The 17,532-nt window shown below is 67.7% G+C and carries 21 protein-coding genes; 11 read left to right on the top strand and 10 right to left on the bottom strand.

Features of this window, described 5'->3' with window-relative positions:
• Positions 1 to 69 precede the first annotated feature (69 nt).
• Complete coding sequence (gene fdhD / locus R1H25_RS03460) at positions 70 to 909, top strand: formate dehydrogenase accessory sulfurtransferase FdhD (RefSeq protein WP_317222707.1); 840 nt, start codon at positions 70 to 72, stop codon at positions 907 to 909.
• Positions 910 to 1,055: 146 nt separating this feature from the next.
• Here the strand turns inward: fdhD and R1H25_RS03455 are convergent, their stop codons facing one another.
• The gene (locus tag R1H25_RS03455) at positions 1,056 to 1,592 is read right to left on the bottom strand and encodes a carboxymuconolactone decarboxylase family protein (protein WP_049396107.1); all 537 of its coding nucleotides are present in this window, start codon (positions 1,590 to 1,592) and stop codon (positions 1,056 to 1,058) included.
• 106 nt (positions 1,593 to 1,698) lie between these two features.
• Here R1H25_RS03455 and R1H25_RS03450 point away from each other — a divergent pair, with 106 nt between their 5' ends.
• A complete protein-coding gene (locus tag R1H25_RS03450) occupies positions 1,699 to 2,580 on the top strand; it encodes an AraC family transcriptional regulator (RefSeq protein WP_317222706.1) in 882 nt (293 codons plus the stop codon).
• A gap of 82 nt (positions 2,581 to 2,662) precedes the next feature.
• On the opposite strand, the gene R1H25_RS03445 is transcribed toward R1H25_RS03450, so the two are convergent.
• From R1H25_RS03445 to R1H25_RS03410, 8 genes are all read right to left on the bottom strand, one after another.
• Positions 2,663 to 3,223, bottom strand: coding sequence for a TetR/AcrR family transcriptional regulator (locus R1H25_RS03445; protein WP_317222705.1), 561 nt, complete (start codon positions 3,221 to 3,223; stop codon positions 2,663 to 2,665).
• Between the two features lie 4 nt (positions 3,224 to 3,227).
• Positions 3,228 to 4,760, bottom strand: a complete 1,533-nt coding sequence (locus tag R1H25_RS03440; protein WP_317222704.1) for an MFS transporter — start codon at positions 4,758 to 4,760, stop codon at positions 3,228 to 3,230.
• A gap of 184 nt (positions 4,761 to 4,944) precedes the next feature.
• A complete protein-coding gene (locus tag R1H25_RS03435) occupies positions 4,945 to 5,691 on the bottom strand; it encodes a hypothetical protein (protein WP_317222702.1) in 747 nt (248 codons plus the stop codon).
• Positions 5,691 to 6,311, bottom strand: coding sequence for a DUF3299 domain-containing protein (locus tag R1H25_RS03430; RefSeq protein ID WP_317222701.1), 621 nt, complete (start codon positions 6,309 to 6,311; stop codon positions 5,691 to 5,693). The genes R1H25_RS03435 and R1H25_RS03430 overlap by 1 nt, the downstream gene beginning before the upstream one ends.
• Positions 6,301 to 6,852 carry a DUF3299 domain-containing protein gene (locus tag R1H25_RS03425; protein ID WP_317222700.1) on the bottom strand — a complete coding sequence of 184 codons (552 nt, stop codon included), beginning with the start codon at positions 6,850 to 6,852 and terminating at the stop codon, positions 6,301 to 6,303. Before R1H25_RS03425 ends, R1H25_RS03430 begins: the two co-directional genes overlap by 11 nt.
• Positions 6,853 to 6,854: 2 nt before the next feature.
• Positions 6,855 to 8,108 carry an ABC transporter permease gene (locus tag R1H25_RS03420; RefSeq protein ID WP_317222699.1) on the bottom strand — a complete coding sequence of 418 codons (1,254 nt, stop codon included), beginning with the start codon at positions 8,106 to 8,108 and terminating at the stop codon, positions 6,855 to 6,857.
• Positions 8,101 to 8,796: an ATP-binding cassette domain-containing protein gene (locus R1H25_RS03415; protein ID WP_317222698.1), complete on the bottom strand. Its 696-nt coding sequence runs from the start codon at positions 8,794 to 8,796 to the stop codon at positions 8,101 to 8,103. The genes R1H25_RS03420 and R1H25_RS03415 overlap by 8 nt, the downstream gene beginning before the upstream one ends.
• The gene (locus tag R1H25_RS03410) at positions 8,793 to 9,326 is read right to left on the bottom strand and encodes a DUF2796 domain-containing protein (protein WP_317222697.1); all 534 of its coding nucleotides are present in this window, start codon (positions 9,324 to 9,326) and stop codon (positions 8,793 to 8,795) included. Before R1H25_RS03410 ends, R1H25_RS03415 begins: the two co-directional genes overlap by 4 nt.
• A gap of 32 nt (positions 9,327 to 9,358) precedes the next feature.
• Here R1H25_RS03410 and R1H25_RS03405 point away from each other — a divergent pair, with 32 nt between their 5' ends.
• Complete coding sequence (locus R1H25_RS03405; RefSeq protein WP_317222696.1) at positions 9,359 to 9,832, top strand: MerC domain-containing protein; 474 nt, start codon at positions 9,359 to 9,361, stop codon at positions 9,830 to 9,832.
• A gap of 64 nt (positions 9,833 to 9,896) precedes the next feature.
• Here R1H25_RS03405 and R1H25_RS03400 read toward each other — a convergent pair whose 3' ends face one another.
• The gene (locus tag R1H25_RS03400; RefSeq protein ID WP_317222695.1) at positions 9,897 to 10,799 is read right to left on the bottom strand and encodes a LysR substrate-binding domain-containing protein; all 903 of its coding nucleotides are present in this window, start codon (positions 10,797 to 10,799) and stop codon (positions 9,897 to 9,899) included.
• 118 nt (positions 10,800 to 10,917) lie between these two features.
• On the opposite strand from R1H25_RS03400, the gene dkgB reads away from it, so the two are divergent.
• The 8 genes from dkgB to R1H25_RS03360 all read left to right on the top strand — a co-directional run bounded on the left by dkgB (position 10,918) and on the right by R1H25_RS03360 (position 17,466).
• A complete protein-coding gene (gene dkgB, locus R1H25_RS03395) occupies positions 10,918 to 11,721 on the top strand; it encodes a 2,5-didehydrogluconate reductase DkgB (RefSeq protein WP_317222694.1) in 804 nt (267 codons plus the stop codon).
• 11 nt (positions 11,722 to 11,732) lie between these two features.
• Positions 11,733 to 12,680 (top strand): TIGR03571 family LLM class oxidoreductase, encoded by a 948-nt coding sequence (locus R1H25_RS03390; protein WP_317222693.1) that lies wholly within the window; start codon positions 11,733 to 11,735, stop codon positions 12,678 to 12,680.
• Positions 12,681 to 12,699: 19 nt separating this feature from the next.
• Positions 12,700 to 13,638, top strand: coding sequence for a cyclase family protein (locus R1H25_RS03385; RefSeq protein WP_317222692.1), 939 nt, complete (start codon positions 12,700 to 12,702; stop codon positions 13,636 to 13,638).
• Positions 13,635 to 13,958, top strand: coding sequence for an adenylate cyclase (locus R1H25_RS03380; RefSeq protein ID WP_049448058.1), 324 nt, complete (start codon positions 13,635 to 13,637; stop codon positions 13,956 to 13,958). Before R1H25_RS03385 ends, R1H25_RS03380 begins: the two co-directional genes overlap by 4 nt.
• A gap of 127 nt (positions 13,959 to 14,085) precedes the next feature.
• Entirely contained in the window at positions 14,086 to 14,463 is a 378-nt protein-coding gene (gene copC / locus R1H25_RS03375; RefSeq protein WP_088479325.1) for a copper homeostasis periplasmic binding protein CopC, read from the top strand.
• A 10-nt stretch (positions 14,464 to 14,473) separates the two neighbouring features.
• Complete coding sequence (copD, locus tag R1H25_RS03370; RefSeq protein ID WP_317222690.1) at positions 14,474 to 15,358, top strand: copper homeostasis membrane protein CopD; 885 nt, start codon at positions 14,474 to 14,476, stop codon at positions 15,356 to 15,358.
• Between the two features lie 45 nt (positions 15,359 to 15,403).
• A complete protein-coding gene (locus R1H25_RS03365; RefSeq protein WP_099589131.1) occupies positions 15,404 to 16,102 on the top strand; it encodes a heavy metal response regulator transcription factor in 699 nt (232 codons plus the stop codon).
• Complete coding sequence (locus R1H25_RS03360) at positions 16,099 to 17,466, top strand: heavy metal sensor histidine kinase (protein WP_317222689.1); 1,368 nt, start codon at positions 16,099 to 16,101, stop codon at positions 17,464 to 17,466. Before R1H25_RS03365 ends, R1H25_RS03360 begins: the two co-directional genes overlap by 4 nt.
• Positions 17,467 to 17,532: the final 66 nt, after the last annotated feature.

The following is a 17,532-nucleotide window of genomic DNA, read 5'->3' as shown; positions in this document are numbered from 1 at the left end:
GCCACTGCGCTATTCTCGATGCCGTAGGTGGTCCACCACCTGCGTATCTCCCTAGCCCGGACGCGCTGCATGCCTGATTCGCCCCCACCGCACACCCCGCATGCCGGCACGGCCCAGCGTCCGTTGCAGCGCTGGCGCGGCGGCACGCAACAGCAGCAGGTCGACGTGGTGGCCGAAGAAGTGCCGGTGGCGCTGCGCTACAACGATGCTGCCTTTGCAGTGATGATGGCCACGCCGTGCGACCTGGAGGATTTCGCGCTCGGCTTTTCGCTCAGCGAAGGCCTGATCAACGCGCCCGCGCAGCTGCTGTCGATCGATGTCCACCCGCAGCTGGAAGGCATCGAGCTTCAGATGACGGTGGCCCAGGACGCGCCCGGCGCAAACCTGGACCCGGCCAATGGACGCCTGCTGCCCGGCCGTGGCGGCTGCGGCCTGTGTGGCACGCGCCAGCTGGAAGAGGTGCTGCGCCCACTGCCACAGATCCGCGAGCGCCGCAGCTATTCCGCTGCTGCCCTGCAACGGGCGTTGGCCACCTTGGCGCAGCACCAGCCGATGAATGCGGTAAGCGGCTCCACCCACGCTGCGGCCTGGGCCGATGCCAGCGGGCGGATCGGCTGGGTGCGCGAGGACGTCGGTCGCCACAATGCGCTGGACAAGCTGATCGGCGCGCTGCACCACAACGAACACGCCATTGAAGGCGGCCTGCTGGTGATTTCCAGCCGGGCCAGCTACGAAATGGTCAGCAAGGCGGTGCGCGCCGGTGCCAGCGTGCTGGCCGCAGTCTCGGCACCGACCGCGCTGGCGATCGACCTGGCCCGCGGTGCAGGCCTGTGCCTGGTCGGGTTCGCACGGGAGAGCGGGTTCAATGTGTATACCCATCCCGAGCGGCTGCAGGCGGACGACAAGTAGAGTCGACTGTCAGCCGACTGCTCTTCGTTCAGCCCCCCCCGAAAACCCCACGCTGCGCGCGATGGACGACTGACAGTCGAGTCTACCCGGTCGGCTCCATTCAGACCGGCCCGGGCGGCCCGCTGCCACCCGGGCCGAACCGCATCTCAGCGCAGCGCGACCTTCGGGAAGTCCACCGGTACGTCGAACGCTACGTTGACGTAGTTGGTGAACAGGTTGAGCGCCACGTGGGCGAGGATCTCAACGATCTGCTCGTCATCGAAGCCAGCCGCACGCAGCGCCTGCACATCACCGTCGGCGATCTGCGCACGCTGCTCGACCACCTTCAACGCGAAGTCCAATGCCGCCGAGGTGGCCGGATCGCTGGACTGGCCGATCTGCGCGGCGGCCATCTGCTCGCTGCTGGCACCGGCCTTGCGGCCCAGCGCGGTGTGGGCGGCCAGGCAGTATTCGCAGGCGTTGCGGTTGGCGATGGCGACGGCGATCTGCTCACCCAGCAGCGGCGACAGGCGACCGCCGCCCAGCGCGCCGAACGAACCCCACATGCTCTGCAGGGCGGCTGGCGAGTTGGCCACGGCGCGGAACATGGCCGGGGTGGCGCCGAAGGCAGCGTGGACCTGACCCAGCAGGGCCTGGCGGTCGGCGGTGGTGTTGGCGGCATCGATCAGGGGGACACGGGACATGGTGGATCTCCTTGGGAAAGCGCCCGGGATTGGACGACCCGCTCATCGTAGGTAGACTCCGTGGACGCATCAGGCGTAATTCGCCACACATGTTGTCCATTCATCCATGAGCCTACCCACAGACACTTCCGCACCCGACCGTCTCTCCTCCCTGTTGGAACGCTTCCGGGTGCAGGCCGCGCTGTTTCAAAGCGGTCCGCTGTGCGGCCACCATGTCTTCGAGCCGCAGCCCGGTCGTGCCTTCCTGCACATCCTGCGCCAGGGTGAAATGGAGGTCCGTCATCCCGACGGCGATATCGCGCTGCCCCGGTTGAAGATCGACACACCCAGCCTGCTGCTGTATCCGCAGCCGGTGCACCATGTGTTCTTCAATGCACCGCTGGATGGTCCGGATTTCACCTGCGCCACGCTGGATTTCGATGGCGGCGCGCGCAATCCGATCGTGCAGTCGCTGCCACCGGTGATGGTGGTGCCGCTGGCCGCGATCGGCGAACTGGATGACACCCTGCACCTGCTGTTCGCCGAGGCCGATCGCCAGCGCTGCGGGTCACGGCTGCTGACCAACCGCCTGTTCGAGGTGGCGCTGATCCAGATCCTGCGCTGGGTGGTGGACCACCCGGATGCGGCGGGCGTCAGCCATGGGCTGATGCGCGGGCTGTCCGATGCGCGGCTGGCCCGCACGCTGGTTGCGATGCACCAGGCGCCGCAGGACGAATGGACGCTGCCGCGCATGGCCGCGACTGCCGGCCTGTCGCGCAGCGCGTTCGCGGCCGTGTTCAAGGACGTGATGCAGGCAACGCCAGCCAGCTACCTGCTGGACTGGCGGCTGAGCCTGGCCTGCGCGCAGCTGCGGGCCGGCGTGGCGGTCAAGCAGGTGGCGATCGAGGTGGGGTTCGCCGATACCGCCTCGCTGTCGAAGGCGTTCCGCAAGCGGCTGGGGGCATCGCCGCGAGCGTGGTTGGCCGCGAGCGCAGCGCAGGTTGGGTGAACGGCTGAGGAGTAGAGTCGACTATCGCGCGAAGCGCGGGGTTTCGTTGTCTGAGCGAAGAGCAGTCGACTAACAGTCGACTCTACAAGTGCGGTGCCCCATCAGACTTCGCCAGCAGCCCGGCGATGCGCTCGGCTACCAGGGCACGTACGCCGTCGTCCAGCTGGCCTTCGTACATTGCCTCGTAGATCCACAGGCCATCGGCGGCCAGCCGCGCCACGAAATTGTCGAGCGCGGCGCTGTCTTCCGCTGCACCTGCCTCCGGCGGCAGCGGAGCCCAGCGACGTACCGCCGGCCCCCAGGGACGCTCGGCGTCCGGGTCGGCCGATTCGAGCATGAACATCAGTTCGGCACGGGTGGCACTCTGTGCCGATACGCGCACGAAGGTCTGGTAGCGCTCCAGTGCCGTCGCTTCATCCGCGCGCTTGCCGAGCAGCGTTTCCATCGACGTTTCCCAGGCCTGCACCAGGTGCTCGTCGATGCCGCGCAGCAGCGCCTCGCGCGAAGGGAAGTGGTACAGCAGGCCGCCGCGGGTCAGCTGGGCCTCGGCCGCCACCGACTCGAAGGTCACCGCACGCACGCCGTCACGATTGATCACGTTGACGGCGGCGTCGAGGATGCGGTCGCGCTTGCTGGTTCTCATTGCCTCATTTTACGCGATCGGCCGCGCCCTCGCGGCTGCCAACGCGGCCCCGCAGCAGGCGCGCCAGGATCGTCGCGCCCATCGCCAGCACCGCCGTGATCACCAGCAGCACGATCTGGTAGCCACGGTCATACGCGGCCGCAGCCAGTGCGAACCACTCGCCCTGCCCGCTCTCGCGCGCGGCATGCAGCGCCTGGGTGAAACCCTCACGGGCAAGCGCGGGCATGTCTGCCGCGACCGGCAGGAACGCGCTGTACATCGCGGCGCTCAGACTGCCCAGCATCGCCACCGCCAGCAGGCCGCCGAACTCGTAGGACACTTCTTCCACCGAAGACGCCATGCCCGCACGGTGCGCCGGCACGTTATTGAGGATGGCAGTGGACGCCACCGAGATGGCCGAACCCATGCCGAAGCCGGTGATGGCCATGCCAGCCAGCACCCAACCGAGGCCATGCGGAAAACCGAACGCCACCACGCCGACACCCGCCGCCCCTGCGGCCAGGCCGCCACAGATCAGCGGGCGCAGGCCCACCCGGTGCAGGATGCTGCCACCCAGCAGCGCACTGGGCAGGCTGCCCAGCGCCGCCACCGATACCAGCAGGCCCGCCTGCAGCGGCGTAAAGCCTGCCACCAGCTGGAAGCGCTGGGTGGTGACCAGTTGCAGGCCGGCCATCGCGAACAGGGTGAACACCGCCGACAGCGTGCCGGCCAGGAACGCCGGGTTGCGGAAGATCGCGAAGTCCAGCAGCGGATACGGCAGCTGTTGCTGGCGGCGTGCGAACGCCGCACCGCTGACGACGGCCAGCAGCAGCGCGCCCGCGCCCAGCGCATACGACGGCGGCGTAGCGATCAACGACTTGATCGCCAGCATCAGGCCGGACAGTGCAGCCAATGCCAGAACTGAGGACACCAGGTCCCACGGCCGCGAGGTGTCGCGCTGGCCTTCAGGCGCCAACAGCAGCGTGGCCACGAACGCGACCACCACCACCGGCACGTTGATCAGGAACACCGAGCCCCACCAGAAGTGCTGCAGCAGCCAGCCGCCAATGATCGGGCCGAGCGCCGCACCGACGATGGCCACCGAACCCCAGATCGCGATGGCGATGTTGCGTTCGCGGTCTTCGTGGAAGCTCAGGCCGATCAGCGCCAACGTGGCCGGCATCATCGCGGCCGCGCCTACCGCGAGGAAGGCTCGTGCGGCAATCAGCTGCGCTGCGGTGTCGGCGAACGCCGCTGCCAGCGAGGCGACGCCGAACACCACCAGGCCGATCAGGAACATGCGCCGGTGACCGATGCGGTCGCCCAGCGTGCCCGCGCCCAGCAGCAGGCCGGCCATCACCAGCGGATAGGCGTTGATGATCCACAGCGCCTGGCCGGCACTGGCCGAGAGTTCTTCGGTAAGGGTGGGCAGCGCGGTGTAGAGCACGGAGTTGTCGAGCGTGACCAGCAGCAGGCCAGCGGCGACGGTGAACAACAGCGCCCAGCGACGGGCACGCGACAGGGCCGGAGCACCGGCCAAGGGCTGGGACAAAGCCATGGGAGAACCTGATGGGGGGGTAGAGTACAGCCATAACTATACAGGATGTCCTGTATAGTTATGGCCGTCTGGATCAGCCGATTCAGCTTTTGTAGAGGCGACCTTGCTCGACTGAACGGTAAGCCAGGCATGGCCTGGCTCTACTGAAACGGGACTGGCATGGCCTGGCGCTACTGGCGCACCTCTACCGGCAGTCTTCCGGCAGCGCGGCGATCGCCGATACCACCGCCGCCTGCATGCCTTGCCCGACGGCCGTGTCCAGCTCCCCACCTGTACTCCCATGCTGGCGCCGCAATTCGTCCTCGCACAGCCCGCGCACGCGCGCCCGCGCATTCGCGCGCAGGCTGCTGCACCGCCAGTCGGTGCCACCCAGCGGCAGCACCGAATACACCACGCTGTTGCAGGCGTTGCCGGCGCGCTGCTGCAGCGACAGCCCACCGAAATCCCGCGGTTCACTGCTGCGTTGCGGGTCGAAGTAGCTGTCCGGGAACGTGCGCGCGTACTGTTCGATGTCCACGGCCATGCTGCGCCCACCGGCCAGCGGCATCTTCAGCGGCTGCCCGCACTGCGTCGCATCGGCGCGGTGCTGGATGTACTGGTAGATCGGCCGGTCCAGCGATGGGTCCTGCTGGGTCACCGCGCTGACTGCGGCCAGCACCGGCAGCGATGCACGATTGGCCATGCGCGCCAGCAGCCCCGCCTGCGCCGGCTGGCAGCGGTCGCGCAATGTCGCCGCGAGCAGGAACAGCACGTCGTTGCGAAACGCGTGGTCGTCACCCAGGCGCTGTTCGATGCGCTGCCTGGCATCGGGCGCCGGTGCCGGAAACGCGACCGCCGGCGGCGCGGTGGGTGCGCGCTGCCGCTGCCACCACACCAGCAGCACCACCGCGCCCACGAGCAGCGCGGCAGCCATGATCCATCGCCTGCGCATCAGTTGCGGATCGCCGTCAGCGTGGCTGCCGCGGCATCGTAGGACGCGCTGGCGATGTCCGCGTCAAAACGCTTCACCTGCAGGCGGCCGGCAAGCCGGTACGGATCCCACAGATCGCCCAGCGCGATCGGTGTCGCCAGGGTCACGTGGATGATCTGGTTGGGTGGCGGCGGCGGCACGTGGATGCAGGCACCGTAGAACGGCACGAACAGCAGTTCATCCACCAATCCTGCATCGTTGGTGCCGAGCGGCACCACGTAGCCATCCAGATCCACCGCGCGACCATCGACAGCATCGACCACGCGCGAAGAGCCGAACTGCTTGGCGCGGTCGGGGCTGGAATGGTCGATTTCCTGCCCCGGTGGCGTGCCCGAGCCGGTGTCGTCGATCAGGCCGCCCACGCCCTCCATCCCATTGCGTGACAGGCCGATCTGCGGGGGTGGGCGCTGGTAGGTCACTTCGTCGGGTCGCAACGCGTCCCAACGGTCAATGCGGGCATCGGCCGTGGCGGAGGGCGCCGGTTTGCCCTCCGGCGTGGCCACCACGGCATCGCCGCCTGACCCGGTGCAGCCCGCCAACCACAGGCATCCCAACGCCAGCAACAGGTGACTACGGTTCATAGGGCCTCAGCTGTGCGTCACGCATGGTGTAGGCCGAACCGGCCAGATCGTCATCCAACCGTTCGGCGCGCAGGGTGCCCGCCAGGAAGAACGGCGAGTACATGTCCGGCATCTCGATCGGGCGTGGCAGCACCACGTGTACGATCTGGTTCGGTGGTGGTGGTGGCACGTGGATGCAGGCGCCGTAGTACGGCACGAACAGGAATTCGCTCAGCCGGCCGTCCTGCGCGTTGGCCAGCGGCACCACGTAGCCCGGCAGGCGCACCGGCCGCTGCAGTACCGTGTCCACCGTGCGGAAGGTGCCGAACTGCGGCATGCGCCGGTTGCCGTTGTGCTCGACCTCCGGACCCTCGCCCCGCTCCAGTGCGGCCAGCTCGTCCTTGGGCATCATCTGCAGCCAGTCCAGTTCCTGCTCCGCAGCGTCTGCAGGGTCATCGCGGTCAACAACCGGCGAGGGCGGCAGGGCCTGTACGCCGGTATCCACAGGACGCTCACAGGCGGCCAATGACAGCACCATCAGCAGTGACAGCATCCAGCGCATGCTCAGCCTCCCGCTGAAAGGCCATCGGCCAAGGTGCGCCGGTAAGCGAGCAACGCCGGCACCAGCCCGGCCACCGCGCTGACCGCCAACACGCCCGCAACCCATGCCAGTTCACGACCATCCGGCCAGACATGGGTGATCGACAGACCGAAGGTGGCCAGTACCCAGCCACGCCCGGCAATGCTGGCGGCCACCAGCAGCGACAGGGCCAGTACGCAGGCCACCGCACTGGTCGCCATCGCTTCCACCACGAGCAGGCCGGCGATGTAACCCGGCCGCGCGCCGGTGGCACGCAGGATGGCCATCTCACGCCGCCGCTCCTGCAGGGTCGAGACCAGCAGCGCCACCAGCGAGACCATGCCCAGCAGCACCACCATTGCACTGATCAGCTGCAGTGCGCGCTCGGCGGTGCCCAGCGACTGCCACAGCTGCTGCAGGGTCACGCCGGGCAGGATCGCCAGCATCGCCTCGTCTGGATACTCGTTGATCCTGCGCTGCACCGAAAACGTGGCAATGCGCGAGTTCAGGCCGAGCATGAAGGCAGTGATGCTGGTCGGGGTCAGATCCAGATGACGCGCCTGCTCGGCGCTGACGCGCTGGCTGCGTAGCTGAACGCCCGAACGCCAGTCCACATGGATCGCCTCGATGGCCGGCAGCGAGACCAGCAGCGACGAGTCCACCGGCGTGCCGGTGCGCTGCAGGATGCCGGCAACACGGAACGGCTTGTCGGCATGCGTGGCCAGGGTGACCGCGCCGGTGCCGTGCGCCAGCACGATCTCATCGCCGAGACCTACCCTCTGTGCCTGTGCCACCTCGGCACCGATCACCACGTCATACAGGTCATCGAACGGCCGTCCGTCCGCGAACGCAAGCGCGTGCCCGGCGCCGTAGCGGTAATGCTCGAAATAGCCACCGCTGGTGCCGACCACGCGGTAGCCACGCCAGGAATCGCCCAGCGAAAGCGGCACCGCCCACTTCACCTGTGGCAACGCGGACAGCTCCTGGTAGGACTGCCAGGACACGTTGTTGGTCGGGTCGCCGATATGGAACACCGAGTACAGCAGCAGGTTCACCGGTCCCGAACGCGCACCGACGATCAGGTCGGTGCCCGATACGGTGCTGGCGAACCCCTCGTGCGCCTGCGTGCGCACACGCTCGACGCCCAGCAGCAGCACCACGCTGAGAGTGATGACCAGCACGGTCAGACCGACACTCAACGCGCGGCTGCGCAGGCTGGCCCAGGCTAGCTCAAGCATGGCCGGCACCTGCCTGGTTGATCTCGGACAGTGAAATGGTGCGGTCGAACAACGGCTGCAGGCTGTCGTCATGGCTGACCACCAGCACCGTGGTGCCGGCCGCCTGGCACTGCGCGGACATCAGCTGCAGGAAGGCGGTCGCCGCATCGCGATCGAGCGCTGAGGTGGGCTCATCGGCGAGCAGCAACGCCGGGCGACCGATCAGGGCGCGTGCCGCCGCCACGCGCTGTTGCTGGCCAACACTCAGCGTACCCGCGCGCCGCTGCATCAGCGCCGGGTCCAGCTGCAGGGCCTGCAGCAGACGGGCTATCTCGGCATTCAGTGGCCCACTGATGCGCGCACTGCGCAGGCGCGAGAAGCGCAGGCCCAGCGCGATGTTGTCGCGCACGGTGAGGAACGGCAGCAGATTGAACTGCTGGAAGATCACGCCCAGCTGATCGGCACGGAAACGGTCCCGCGCCGCACCTCCCATGTCCTGCAGTGCCTGGCGGGCCACCTCGACACGGCCCTTGCCGGGCAGCAGCACACCTGCCAGCAGCCCCAGCAGGGTGCTTTTACCGCCACCGCTGATTCCGCGCAGCAGCACGCTGCTGCCCTGCTCTATCAGAAGATGTGGGATATCCAGCACCAGGCGTGTTGCGTAACCGAACTGCACATTCTCCAGCGCGATCACCGGTGACGTGCTCACGGTACCAGCACCACGCGCAGATTATCGGGCGTCAGCACGCTGCGATCCTGGCCATTGGTGGTTGCGCTGTTGACGATGACTTCGTGCAGGCCCGGGAACAGCACGGGCAGGCGAATCACCAGGGCGCGAAGCGCCGCCGTATTCGCACAGCGGTATTGCAGGTTCGCACTGAAGCCGGCATGACGATGCTGCCCGGCCATGGGTGCGGCAGCAGTCGCATCGAAGCCTTCGGCCTTGGCATCACCACCGACCAGACGACAATGGGCCGCCGTGGGCAAGGTGACCCAGCTGCCGCTCTTCAGCACGGCGGTGGCACGTGCCAGCGCGGCCTGCTCGGCTGCATTGGCCGGCGGTCGCTCGTAATCGAGGATCCCTATGCCGGGGGCCTGAAGGGCGAATTCCAGGGTCTGCTGGTCAAGCGCAACATCGACGGTGGCCTGGCCGTGCACATGTGCGCCCAGCTGGCGCACGTCATGGGCCTGCGCGGCGCTGGCAGCCAGCAGCAGGAAAAGAGCGGCGGGAAGCTTCATGGGAAAGACTCCAATTGTTACTATGTAACATTATGGACCACATTCCCACGACCCCCGCAAGGGCCCCGGCCCAGCCGCCAACTTCGGCACGCTGGCACCCCCGCTTCGATCTTGCCGGTGCCTGGCTGTCCCTGGCCTGCGCCGCCCACTGCATCGCCCTGCCCCTGCTGCTGGCCTTCGTGCCGGCAGCGATGATGGCGCTGCGCTCGTTCCAGCATCCCGGCCATGGCGCGATGACATTGCTGCTGATGATGTCGCGCTGGGAGTGGCTGTTCGCGCTGCTGGCCTCCTCGTTGGCCTTGGCGAGTACCTCGGCCGGCGTGCACTGGCATGGGCGCTGGCGGCCTGCAAGATTGGCCTGCGTTGGCGCCACCCTGCTGCTGTCAGCCTCTCTGTATCTGCCGCTGAAGGAATCGCTGCTCTGGCATGGTGTGGCCACCGCGTGCGGCGGCGTGTTGCTGGCGGCGGCGCACATCGGCAATCGGCGGGCGTTGCGCACCCGGTAGTGCCGGGCGCTGGCCGGCAACCGCGAGGATCAGGCAGCCGGCCAGCGGCCGGCTCTACCCCTCCCTATTCGTCGAACGGACGCTGCCCCAGCGTCTGCGTCACATGGTCGACGAAACAGGTGATGCGCGCAGCCAGCGCGGTGTTGCGGTAGTAGACCGCGTTGATCGGCTGCCGCACTTCCTGCGTCTGCTTGGCGAACAGCTGTACCAGGCGGCCATCACGCCGGTCCTGGCGGGTCAGGAAGTCGGACAGGCAGGCGATGCCCAGCCCGGCCACCGCCATCTGCCGCAGCGTCTCGCCACTGGACGAAGCGATCGCCGGCTCGATCACGAAAGGCCCACCATCGGCATCCTGCAGCGGCCATTCGTTCAATGAACTGGGCTGGGTGAAGCCCAGCAGGTCGTGCTCGCGCAGCTGCTCCACCCGCGTGGGCGTGCCGTGCCGGCGCAGGTACTCGGGGCTTGCCACCACGCGGATGCGGCTATGGCCGATCGGTCGCGCATGCAGGGTGGAATCGCGCAGCACGCCGATGCGGAACGCTATGTCGGTGCGCTTCTCGATCAGGTCGGTGATGCCTTCATTGGAATTCAGCTCCAGCTCCACCTGCGGGTAGCGCTCACGGAACCCTTCAAGCAGCGGCACGATCACGTGCAGCATGAAGGGTGTGGCCGCATCCACGCGCAGGCGCCCGACCGGCTGCAGCCGCCGCGCGGCCATCTGTTCTTCGGCCTCGTCCACCGTGGCCAGGATCGTGCGCGCGTACTCCAGGAACGCCGCGCCTTCCTCGGTCAGTTCCAGCCGCCGCGTGGTCCGCCGCAGCAGGGTGGTCTGCAGCTTGTCCTCCAGCCGCGCCAGAGTGCGGCTGGTGGCCGAGATGGTCAGTTCCAGCGCCTCGGCCGCCGCCGTGATGGAACCACTGTCGACCACGGCCACGAAGGCCTTCAGCTCATCCAGAGTGGTTTTCATTTTTTACCTCGGCGCAAAAGCGTTTCCCGTATACACGGCTTAATCAACAAATGTAAAGCGCCCACACTTCGCCCTGTCCCGAGCCCGCCGGCTCTCAACGAAGTCCCTGGAGTCCATCATGAGCGTTCCTTCCTTTGGCGTCGGCACCTTCCGCCTGACCGGCCAGACCGTCATCGATTCGGTGCGCAACGCCCTCGAGGTCGGCTACCGTGCGGTCGATACCGCGCAGATCTACGGCAATGAAGCCGAAGTCGGCCAGGCCATCGCCGAATCCGGCGTAGCACGCGACCAGCTGTTCCTGACCACCAAGATCTGGGTGGACAACTACGCCGCTGACAAGCTGATCCCGAGCCTGCGCGACAGCCTGGCCAAGCTGCGCACCGACCATGTGGACCTGCTGCTGATCCACTGGCCGGCGCCGGGCAATGGCGTTGAACTGCGCGAGTACATGACCGCGCTGGCCGACGCCAAGGCGCAGGGCCTGACCCGACAGATCGGTGTGTCCAACTTCAACATCGAGCTGACCCGGCAGGCCATCGAGGTGGTCGGCGCCAGCGAGATCGCCACCAATCAGATCGAACTGAGCCCCTACCTGCAGAACCCGGCACTGACTGCCTTCCTGCAGGACCAGGGCATCACCCTGACCTCCTACATGACCCTGGCCTACGGCAAGGTGCTGAAGGATCCGGTGCTGGCCGCCATCGCCGACAAGCACCAGGCCACCGTGGCCCAGGTAGCGCTGGCGTGGGCACTGCAGCGGGGTTACTCGGTCATCCCGTCTTCAACCAAGCGCGAGAACCTGGCCAGCAACCTGCTCGCCCAGGACCTGCACCTGGATGCCGATGACATGGCCGCGATCGCTGCGCTTGACCGCAACGGCCGCGAAGTCGATCCGCCGGGCCTGGCCCCGGCCTGGGACTGAGGAGCCTCGCCATGGGCAGTGCGCTGGCGCGGCTGCAGGCCGGTGGTTTCAGCATCGGTATCGAAGCACCGCTGGACAATGACTGGACGCCGCTGGGCGAACAGGCACGACGTGCCGCGCGACGCCTGCCCGGCGAACCGGACCTGCAGCGCCATGCGGAGCTGGCACGGTTGGCCGACCGCCTCGGCTTCCGTGCGCTGTGGGTACGCGATGTACCGGTGTACGACCCGGCCTTCGGCGATGCGGCACAGGTGTTCGAGGTATTCAGTTATCTCGGCTACCTGGCCGGCATCACCGAGGACATCCTGCTGGGTACTGGTGCGGTGGTGCTGCCGATCCGCGAGCCGTTGCTGACCCTGAAGTCGGCGCGCAGCGTGCAGCGGCTCAGCGGTGACCGCCTGCTGCTGGGCGTGGCCAGTGGCGACCGCCCGGTGGAGTACCCGCTGTTCGGCCGCGACTTCGACACGCGTGGCAGCCGCTTCCGCGAGCAGATCGCACTGCTGCGCGAAGGCGCGGCTTCGCATCTGCCGCAGGGCCTGGACGTGCTGCCCGCGGATGGCCCGGCCCTGCCGCTGTTCGTGGCCGGACTGGCCCAGCAGCAGCCGGCGTGGATCGGCCAGCACATGGATGGTTGCCTGGCTTACCCGGGCACGCCAGAGGACCATGCGCAACGCGTGGCGGCCTGGCGCGCCGTGGCCGGCAACAAGCCCTATGCCAGCTTCATCCACCTGGACCTCGTGGCCGATGCCGATGCCCCCCTGCAGCGCTGGCGCTTCGGCCTGCGCGGCGGCCGCAACGCCCTGCTGGCCGAGCTGCACGCCCTGCAGGCAGCCGGTGTCGACCACATCGGCCTGCAGTTCCGCCGCAACGAGCGGCCGCTGGCCGAAACCTTCCACGAAATCGCCGAGTACGTGCTGCCGCACGTCCCGGCCCATGCCGGCGCCGCCGCGACGGCCTGACAGTTACCGGAGCTTTGCCATGAAGATGAAGACCCTGGCCGCGCTTGCGCTGGCCACCCTGCCGCTGTCCTTCCAGGCCACCGCCGAGGACTGGTATCTCTCTGCCTACGGCGCCAACGACGAGATCGGCGCGGCCAACCTGCTGACCGCGGACGTGGTCAAGCACGCAGTATCGCTGGTCAGGACCGGCAAGACCTATCCGCTGGCGGTGCCGGTGGACAAGAACCTGCCCGCGTTCCGCCACCGCAGCTTCCGCCTGTACAACGTGCAGGTCGGCCAGCAGGCCGGCAAGTCGCTGGGCCCCAACAAGTTCACCTTCAACGATGAACTGGTGAACGCCTGGACCGGCGTTGGCACCCAGCTCAACGGCATCGGCCATATCGGCATCGACAACGTCTACTACAACGGCAACAAGGCCGCCGACTTCGTCACCGTGGACGGCGTACGCAAGCTCGGCGTCGAGAAGGTGCCGCCAATGGTCACCCGCGGCGTCGTGCTGGACATGACCGCGTACTACGGCAAGGCGATCGTGCCCGGCGGCACCGAGTTCACCGTGGCCGACATCCAGGCCGTGCTGAAGAAGCAGGGCCTGAGCCTGCGCAAGGGCGACGTGGTGCTGTTCAACACCGGCTGGCTGGAACTGATCGGAAAGGACGACAAACAGTTCCTGGAAGTGGAACCGGGTATCGGCATGGACGCCGCGAAGTGGCTGGCCGACCAGGGCATCGTCGCCTTCGGTGGCGACACCTGGGCCTCGGAGGTCTACCCGAACCCGAACGGTGCCGAAGAGTTCCCGATCAACCAGTACATGCTGGCCAAGCGCGGCATCTACAACCTGGAGCTGATCGACAGCCGCGCGCTGGTGCGCGACAAGGCCTGGGAATTCCTGTTCGTACTTGGCCAGCCGCTGTACGTCGGCTCGACCCAGGTCAACATCAACCCGGTGGCGATCCGATGAACACCGCCGCTGATCTTCCCGTGTTCGCCGGCCGCCGCTTCCGCGTCAGCTATGACGGGCTGGCCGCCGACAATGTCTACAGCGCCGATGGCCGCCACGTGCAGTACGCCATCGTCTCCGGCGCCTATGCCGGTGCGCAGGGCGAAGCCGCCTGTGAGTGGCAGAGGATCAGCGAAGGGGTCTATGCCATTTCGTGGCAGGAAGCCGATGGCGCTACGGTCGTGCATGTCGACGATTTCGTGGGTGGGCGTTCGCTGGCCTGGTTCACCGCCACCGATGGCAGTTTCCATCGCATGCAAGGGCCGCTGGCAGCGCTGTGATGCCGGCCAGCGGCCGGCACTACCTTGCTAGTGGGCCGAACATTACAGATCGGTAATGTGCGGGTCAGGGCAGCGAAAGGCGCTGCCCTCCACCCTGTGGGCCACGTCTTCCACAGGTGTCCCGCGCATGACCCGCCCCCTGCTCCGCTCCACCACCCTTGTTCTTCTCCTGTCCGGCCTCGCGGCTGCGCCGCTGGCGCTGGCCCATCCCAGCCTGGTGCGCTCGACGCCGGCCGCCGACGCCACCATTGCCCCGGCGACCGAGATCGCGCTGCAGTTCAGCGAGAAGGTGATGCCGCGTGCCACCCGCATCGAGCTGAGCATGGACCATGGCCGCATGAAGATGGCCATGCCCACCACCGCGCAGGAGCTCTCCGAAGATGGCCACACCCTGCGTGCGCGCTTCGCCACGCCGCTGCCGGCAGGCAGCTACGCACTGCAGTGGCGCGCGGTCGGCCAGGACAGCCACCCGATCACTGGCACGTACCGTTTCACCGTGAAGTAAGACTGCCGTCGTGGCCGAGCTCTCGCCGTATGCGCTGCGGCTGGCGCTGTACCTGGTGCTGATGCTGCTGTTCGGGCGGCTGCTGTTCGTCCGTCCGAGGCTGCCGCGCGGCGTCTCGCTGGGGCTCGCCCTGATCGCGTTGGCTTTGGTGGTCACCGATGCCATCACCCGGTTGTCCGGTGTCCTCGGCATCGCGCCGGCCGACATCGACCCTGCAACGGCGCACTGGTTCCTCACCGGTACGCCGGTGGGTAAAGCCGGCCTGCTGCGTACCGTGGCGGTGCTGGCGATGCTGCCCCTGCTGGCATTCGCCACGCCGCTGCCGGGCCTGCGCCGCGTGGCCCTGCTCGCATTGTCTGCCACGGCGTTGGCCAGCCTGTCCTGGAACGGCCACGCCGCTGCGGGCGATGGGTTCGGTGGCACGCTGCGGCTGCTGGCCGGCATCGTGCACCTGCTGGCCGCCGGCGCCTGGGTCGGTGCGATCGCCGCCATTGTGCAGCTGGCGCTGCGTCCACAAGGCCTGCACCTGCGCGAACGCACCCATGCACTGTGGCAGGCCGCCCACAGCTTCGCCCTGCCCGGCACGGTCATCGTCGCCACCCTGGCGATGACCGGCACCTATACCTATGTCGATCTCGGAGGTTCCGTGCAGACCCTGACCGGTACCGCACACGGGCGCTGGCTGCTGCTCAAGCTGGCCCTGGTGGGCGGCATGCTGGGGCTCGCAGCGCTGCATCGCTGGCGATTGGTACCGGCCTTGGCCACCTCCATCCGCGAAGGCTGGCAACCGCGGCCATTGCGCTCCCTGCGCCACAGCCTGGCCTGCGAGTCGGCCTTGGCGCTGCTGGTGCTGGCCTGCGTGGCGGTGCTTGGTACGCTGGACCCGTTGGCGTGAGCCTGCGCAGCCAGCCCACGTGCAAGCTGCGATGATGGGCGCATCATGAAACTGCTGATCGTCGAAGACGAACCCAAGACCGGCAACTACCTGCGCCAGGGCCTGATCGAAGCCGGCTACGTGGTCGATCTCGCCTGCAACGGCGTCGACGGGCTGCACCTGGCCGGCAGCGGCGAGTACCAGCTGGTCATCCTCGACGTGATGCTGCCCGGCCTGGATGGCTGGAGCGTGCTGTCACGGCTGCGCGAGGCCGGATGGCAGGTGCCGGTGCTGTTCCTGACCGCACGCAGCAGCATCGCCGACCGCGTGCAGGGCCTGGAACTGGGCGCGGATGACTACCTGGCCAAACCATTCGCCTTCGCCGAGCTGCTGGCGCGCGTGCGCACCCTGCTGCGTCGCGGCCAGGCACTGCCGCAGGCCGAGCGCATCGTTATCGCCGACCTGGTGGTGGACACTCTACGCCGCCGGGTCGAACGCGGTGGCCAGCGCATCCCCCTCAGCCAGAAGGAGTACACCCTGCTGGAGCTGCTGGCGCGTCGCCAGGGCGAAGTGCTGCCACGCTCGCTGATCGCCTCGCAGGTGTGGGACATGAACTTTGACAGCGACACCAACGTGATCGACGTGGCGATCCGCCGCCTGCGCGCGAAGATCGACGATGACTTCGATGCCAAGCTGATCGTCACCGTGCGCGGCATGGGCTATGTGCTGGAGGCACCGGACGACGGTGCAGTGCACAGCGGATGAACCTGCGCCGTTCCATCGCGGTACGGCTGACGCTGCTGTTCGCCACCGTGGCCACGCTGGTACTGGCTGCATTGGGCGTGGCGATCTATGTCAGCGCCCGCCACGACCTGGTGGCCCAGGACTTCATTGAACTGGAAAACAAGGTTGCGCTGATCCGTGACCTGGCCGGCAATGGAGCTGCTTCCGAGCGCGGGCAGCGATTGGCAGAGGCGCTGGGCCACCATCCAGATATCGCCTTCCATATTGTTGATGGGAGCGGCGCGGTGCTCTTCTCCACCGCACCGACACTGTTGCGCCAGCATGCACGCAGCCAACCGATCGACGCCGCGCCACGCCGGCACGACTGGATCCTCACTGATGGCCGCTGCATGCATGCCCTGCACCTGCGCCAGACGCTGGCCGACGGCAGCCAGCTGGTCATCCTGCTGGCCATCGATGACAACCGCCATGCTGATTTCCTGCAGCGCTTCCGCCATCTGCTGGCGATCGCGATCATCGGCGCCGCCGTGGCCAGCAGCCTGCTCGGCGGTTATGTGGTGCGGCGTACGCTGCGACCGCTGCGCACGCTGGCCGATGAAGCCCGACAGATCACCGCCGGCCGCCTGCAGCGGCGCTTGAGCGCACGCAGTGCACCGGCCGAACTGGAGCAGCTGGCGCAAACCCTCAATGGCATGCTGGCGCGCCTGCAGCAGGACTTCGCGCGGCTGACCGAGTTCTCTGGTGATCTCGCCCACGAGCTGCGCACGCCGATCACCAACATGCTGACCCAGGTGCAGGTGGTGCTGGCCCACCCGCGCAGCAACGAGGCCTATCGCGAGACGCTGGCGTCGTGTGCCGAAGAGCTGCAGCAGCTGGCGCAGACCGTGGGCGACCTGCTGTACCTGGCGCAGGCCGAAGCGCCGGGCGCGCTTCCCTCGCGCGAGCCGGTGGCGCTGGATGAGGTGGTGGATTCACTGCTGGAGTTCTACGACCTGCTGGCCGAGGACCGGCAGTTGACCCTGCGCCGCGACGGTGTGGCGAGCGTGGAAGGCAACCGCTTGATGCTGCACCGGGCGATTGCCAACCTGCTGTCCAACGCGTTGAAGCACGCAGCCGTGGGCAGCGAAGTGCGGGTGCGGCTGGTCGAGGCCGATGGCGTGTGCAGGGTCAGCGTGCACAACGTCGGCACGCCGATTTCCGCCGAAGCGCTGCCGCGCCTGTTCGATCGTTTCTACCGCAGCGAGCGTGGCCGCCACGAGGGCGCCGGACTGGGCCTGGCGATCACCCGCGCGATTGCACAGGCGCACGGCGGCAGCGTGAGTGTTGTGTCGGATGTCACCGGCACCCTGTTCGAGCTGGTGCTGCCGGGCGCCGCAGCCCGGTAGTGGCGGCCGCTGGCCGGCCCCCCCGGTGCATCAAGCGCATTGCAGTTGCCGGCCAGCGGCCGGCAC

The sequence above is a fragment of the Stenotrophomonas veracruzanensis genome (genome assembly GCF_032911525.1).
GTDB classification, from domain to species: Bacteria; Pseudomonadota; Gammaproteobacteria; order Xanthomonadales; family Xanthomonadaceae; genus Stenotrophomonas; species Stenotrophomonas africana.
The sequence above is the reverse complement of the archived record's forward strand: the minus strand, read 5'-3'. Positions and strand labels throughout refer to the sequence as shown.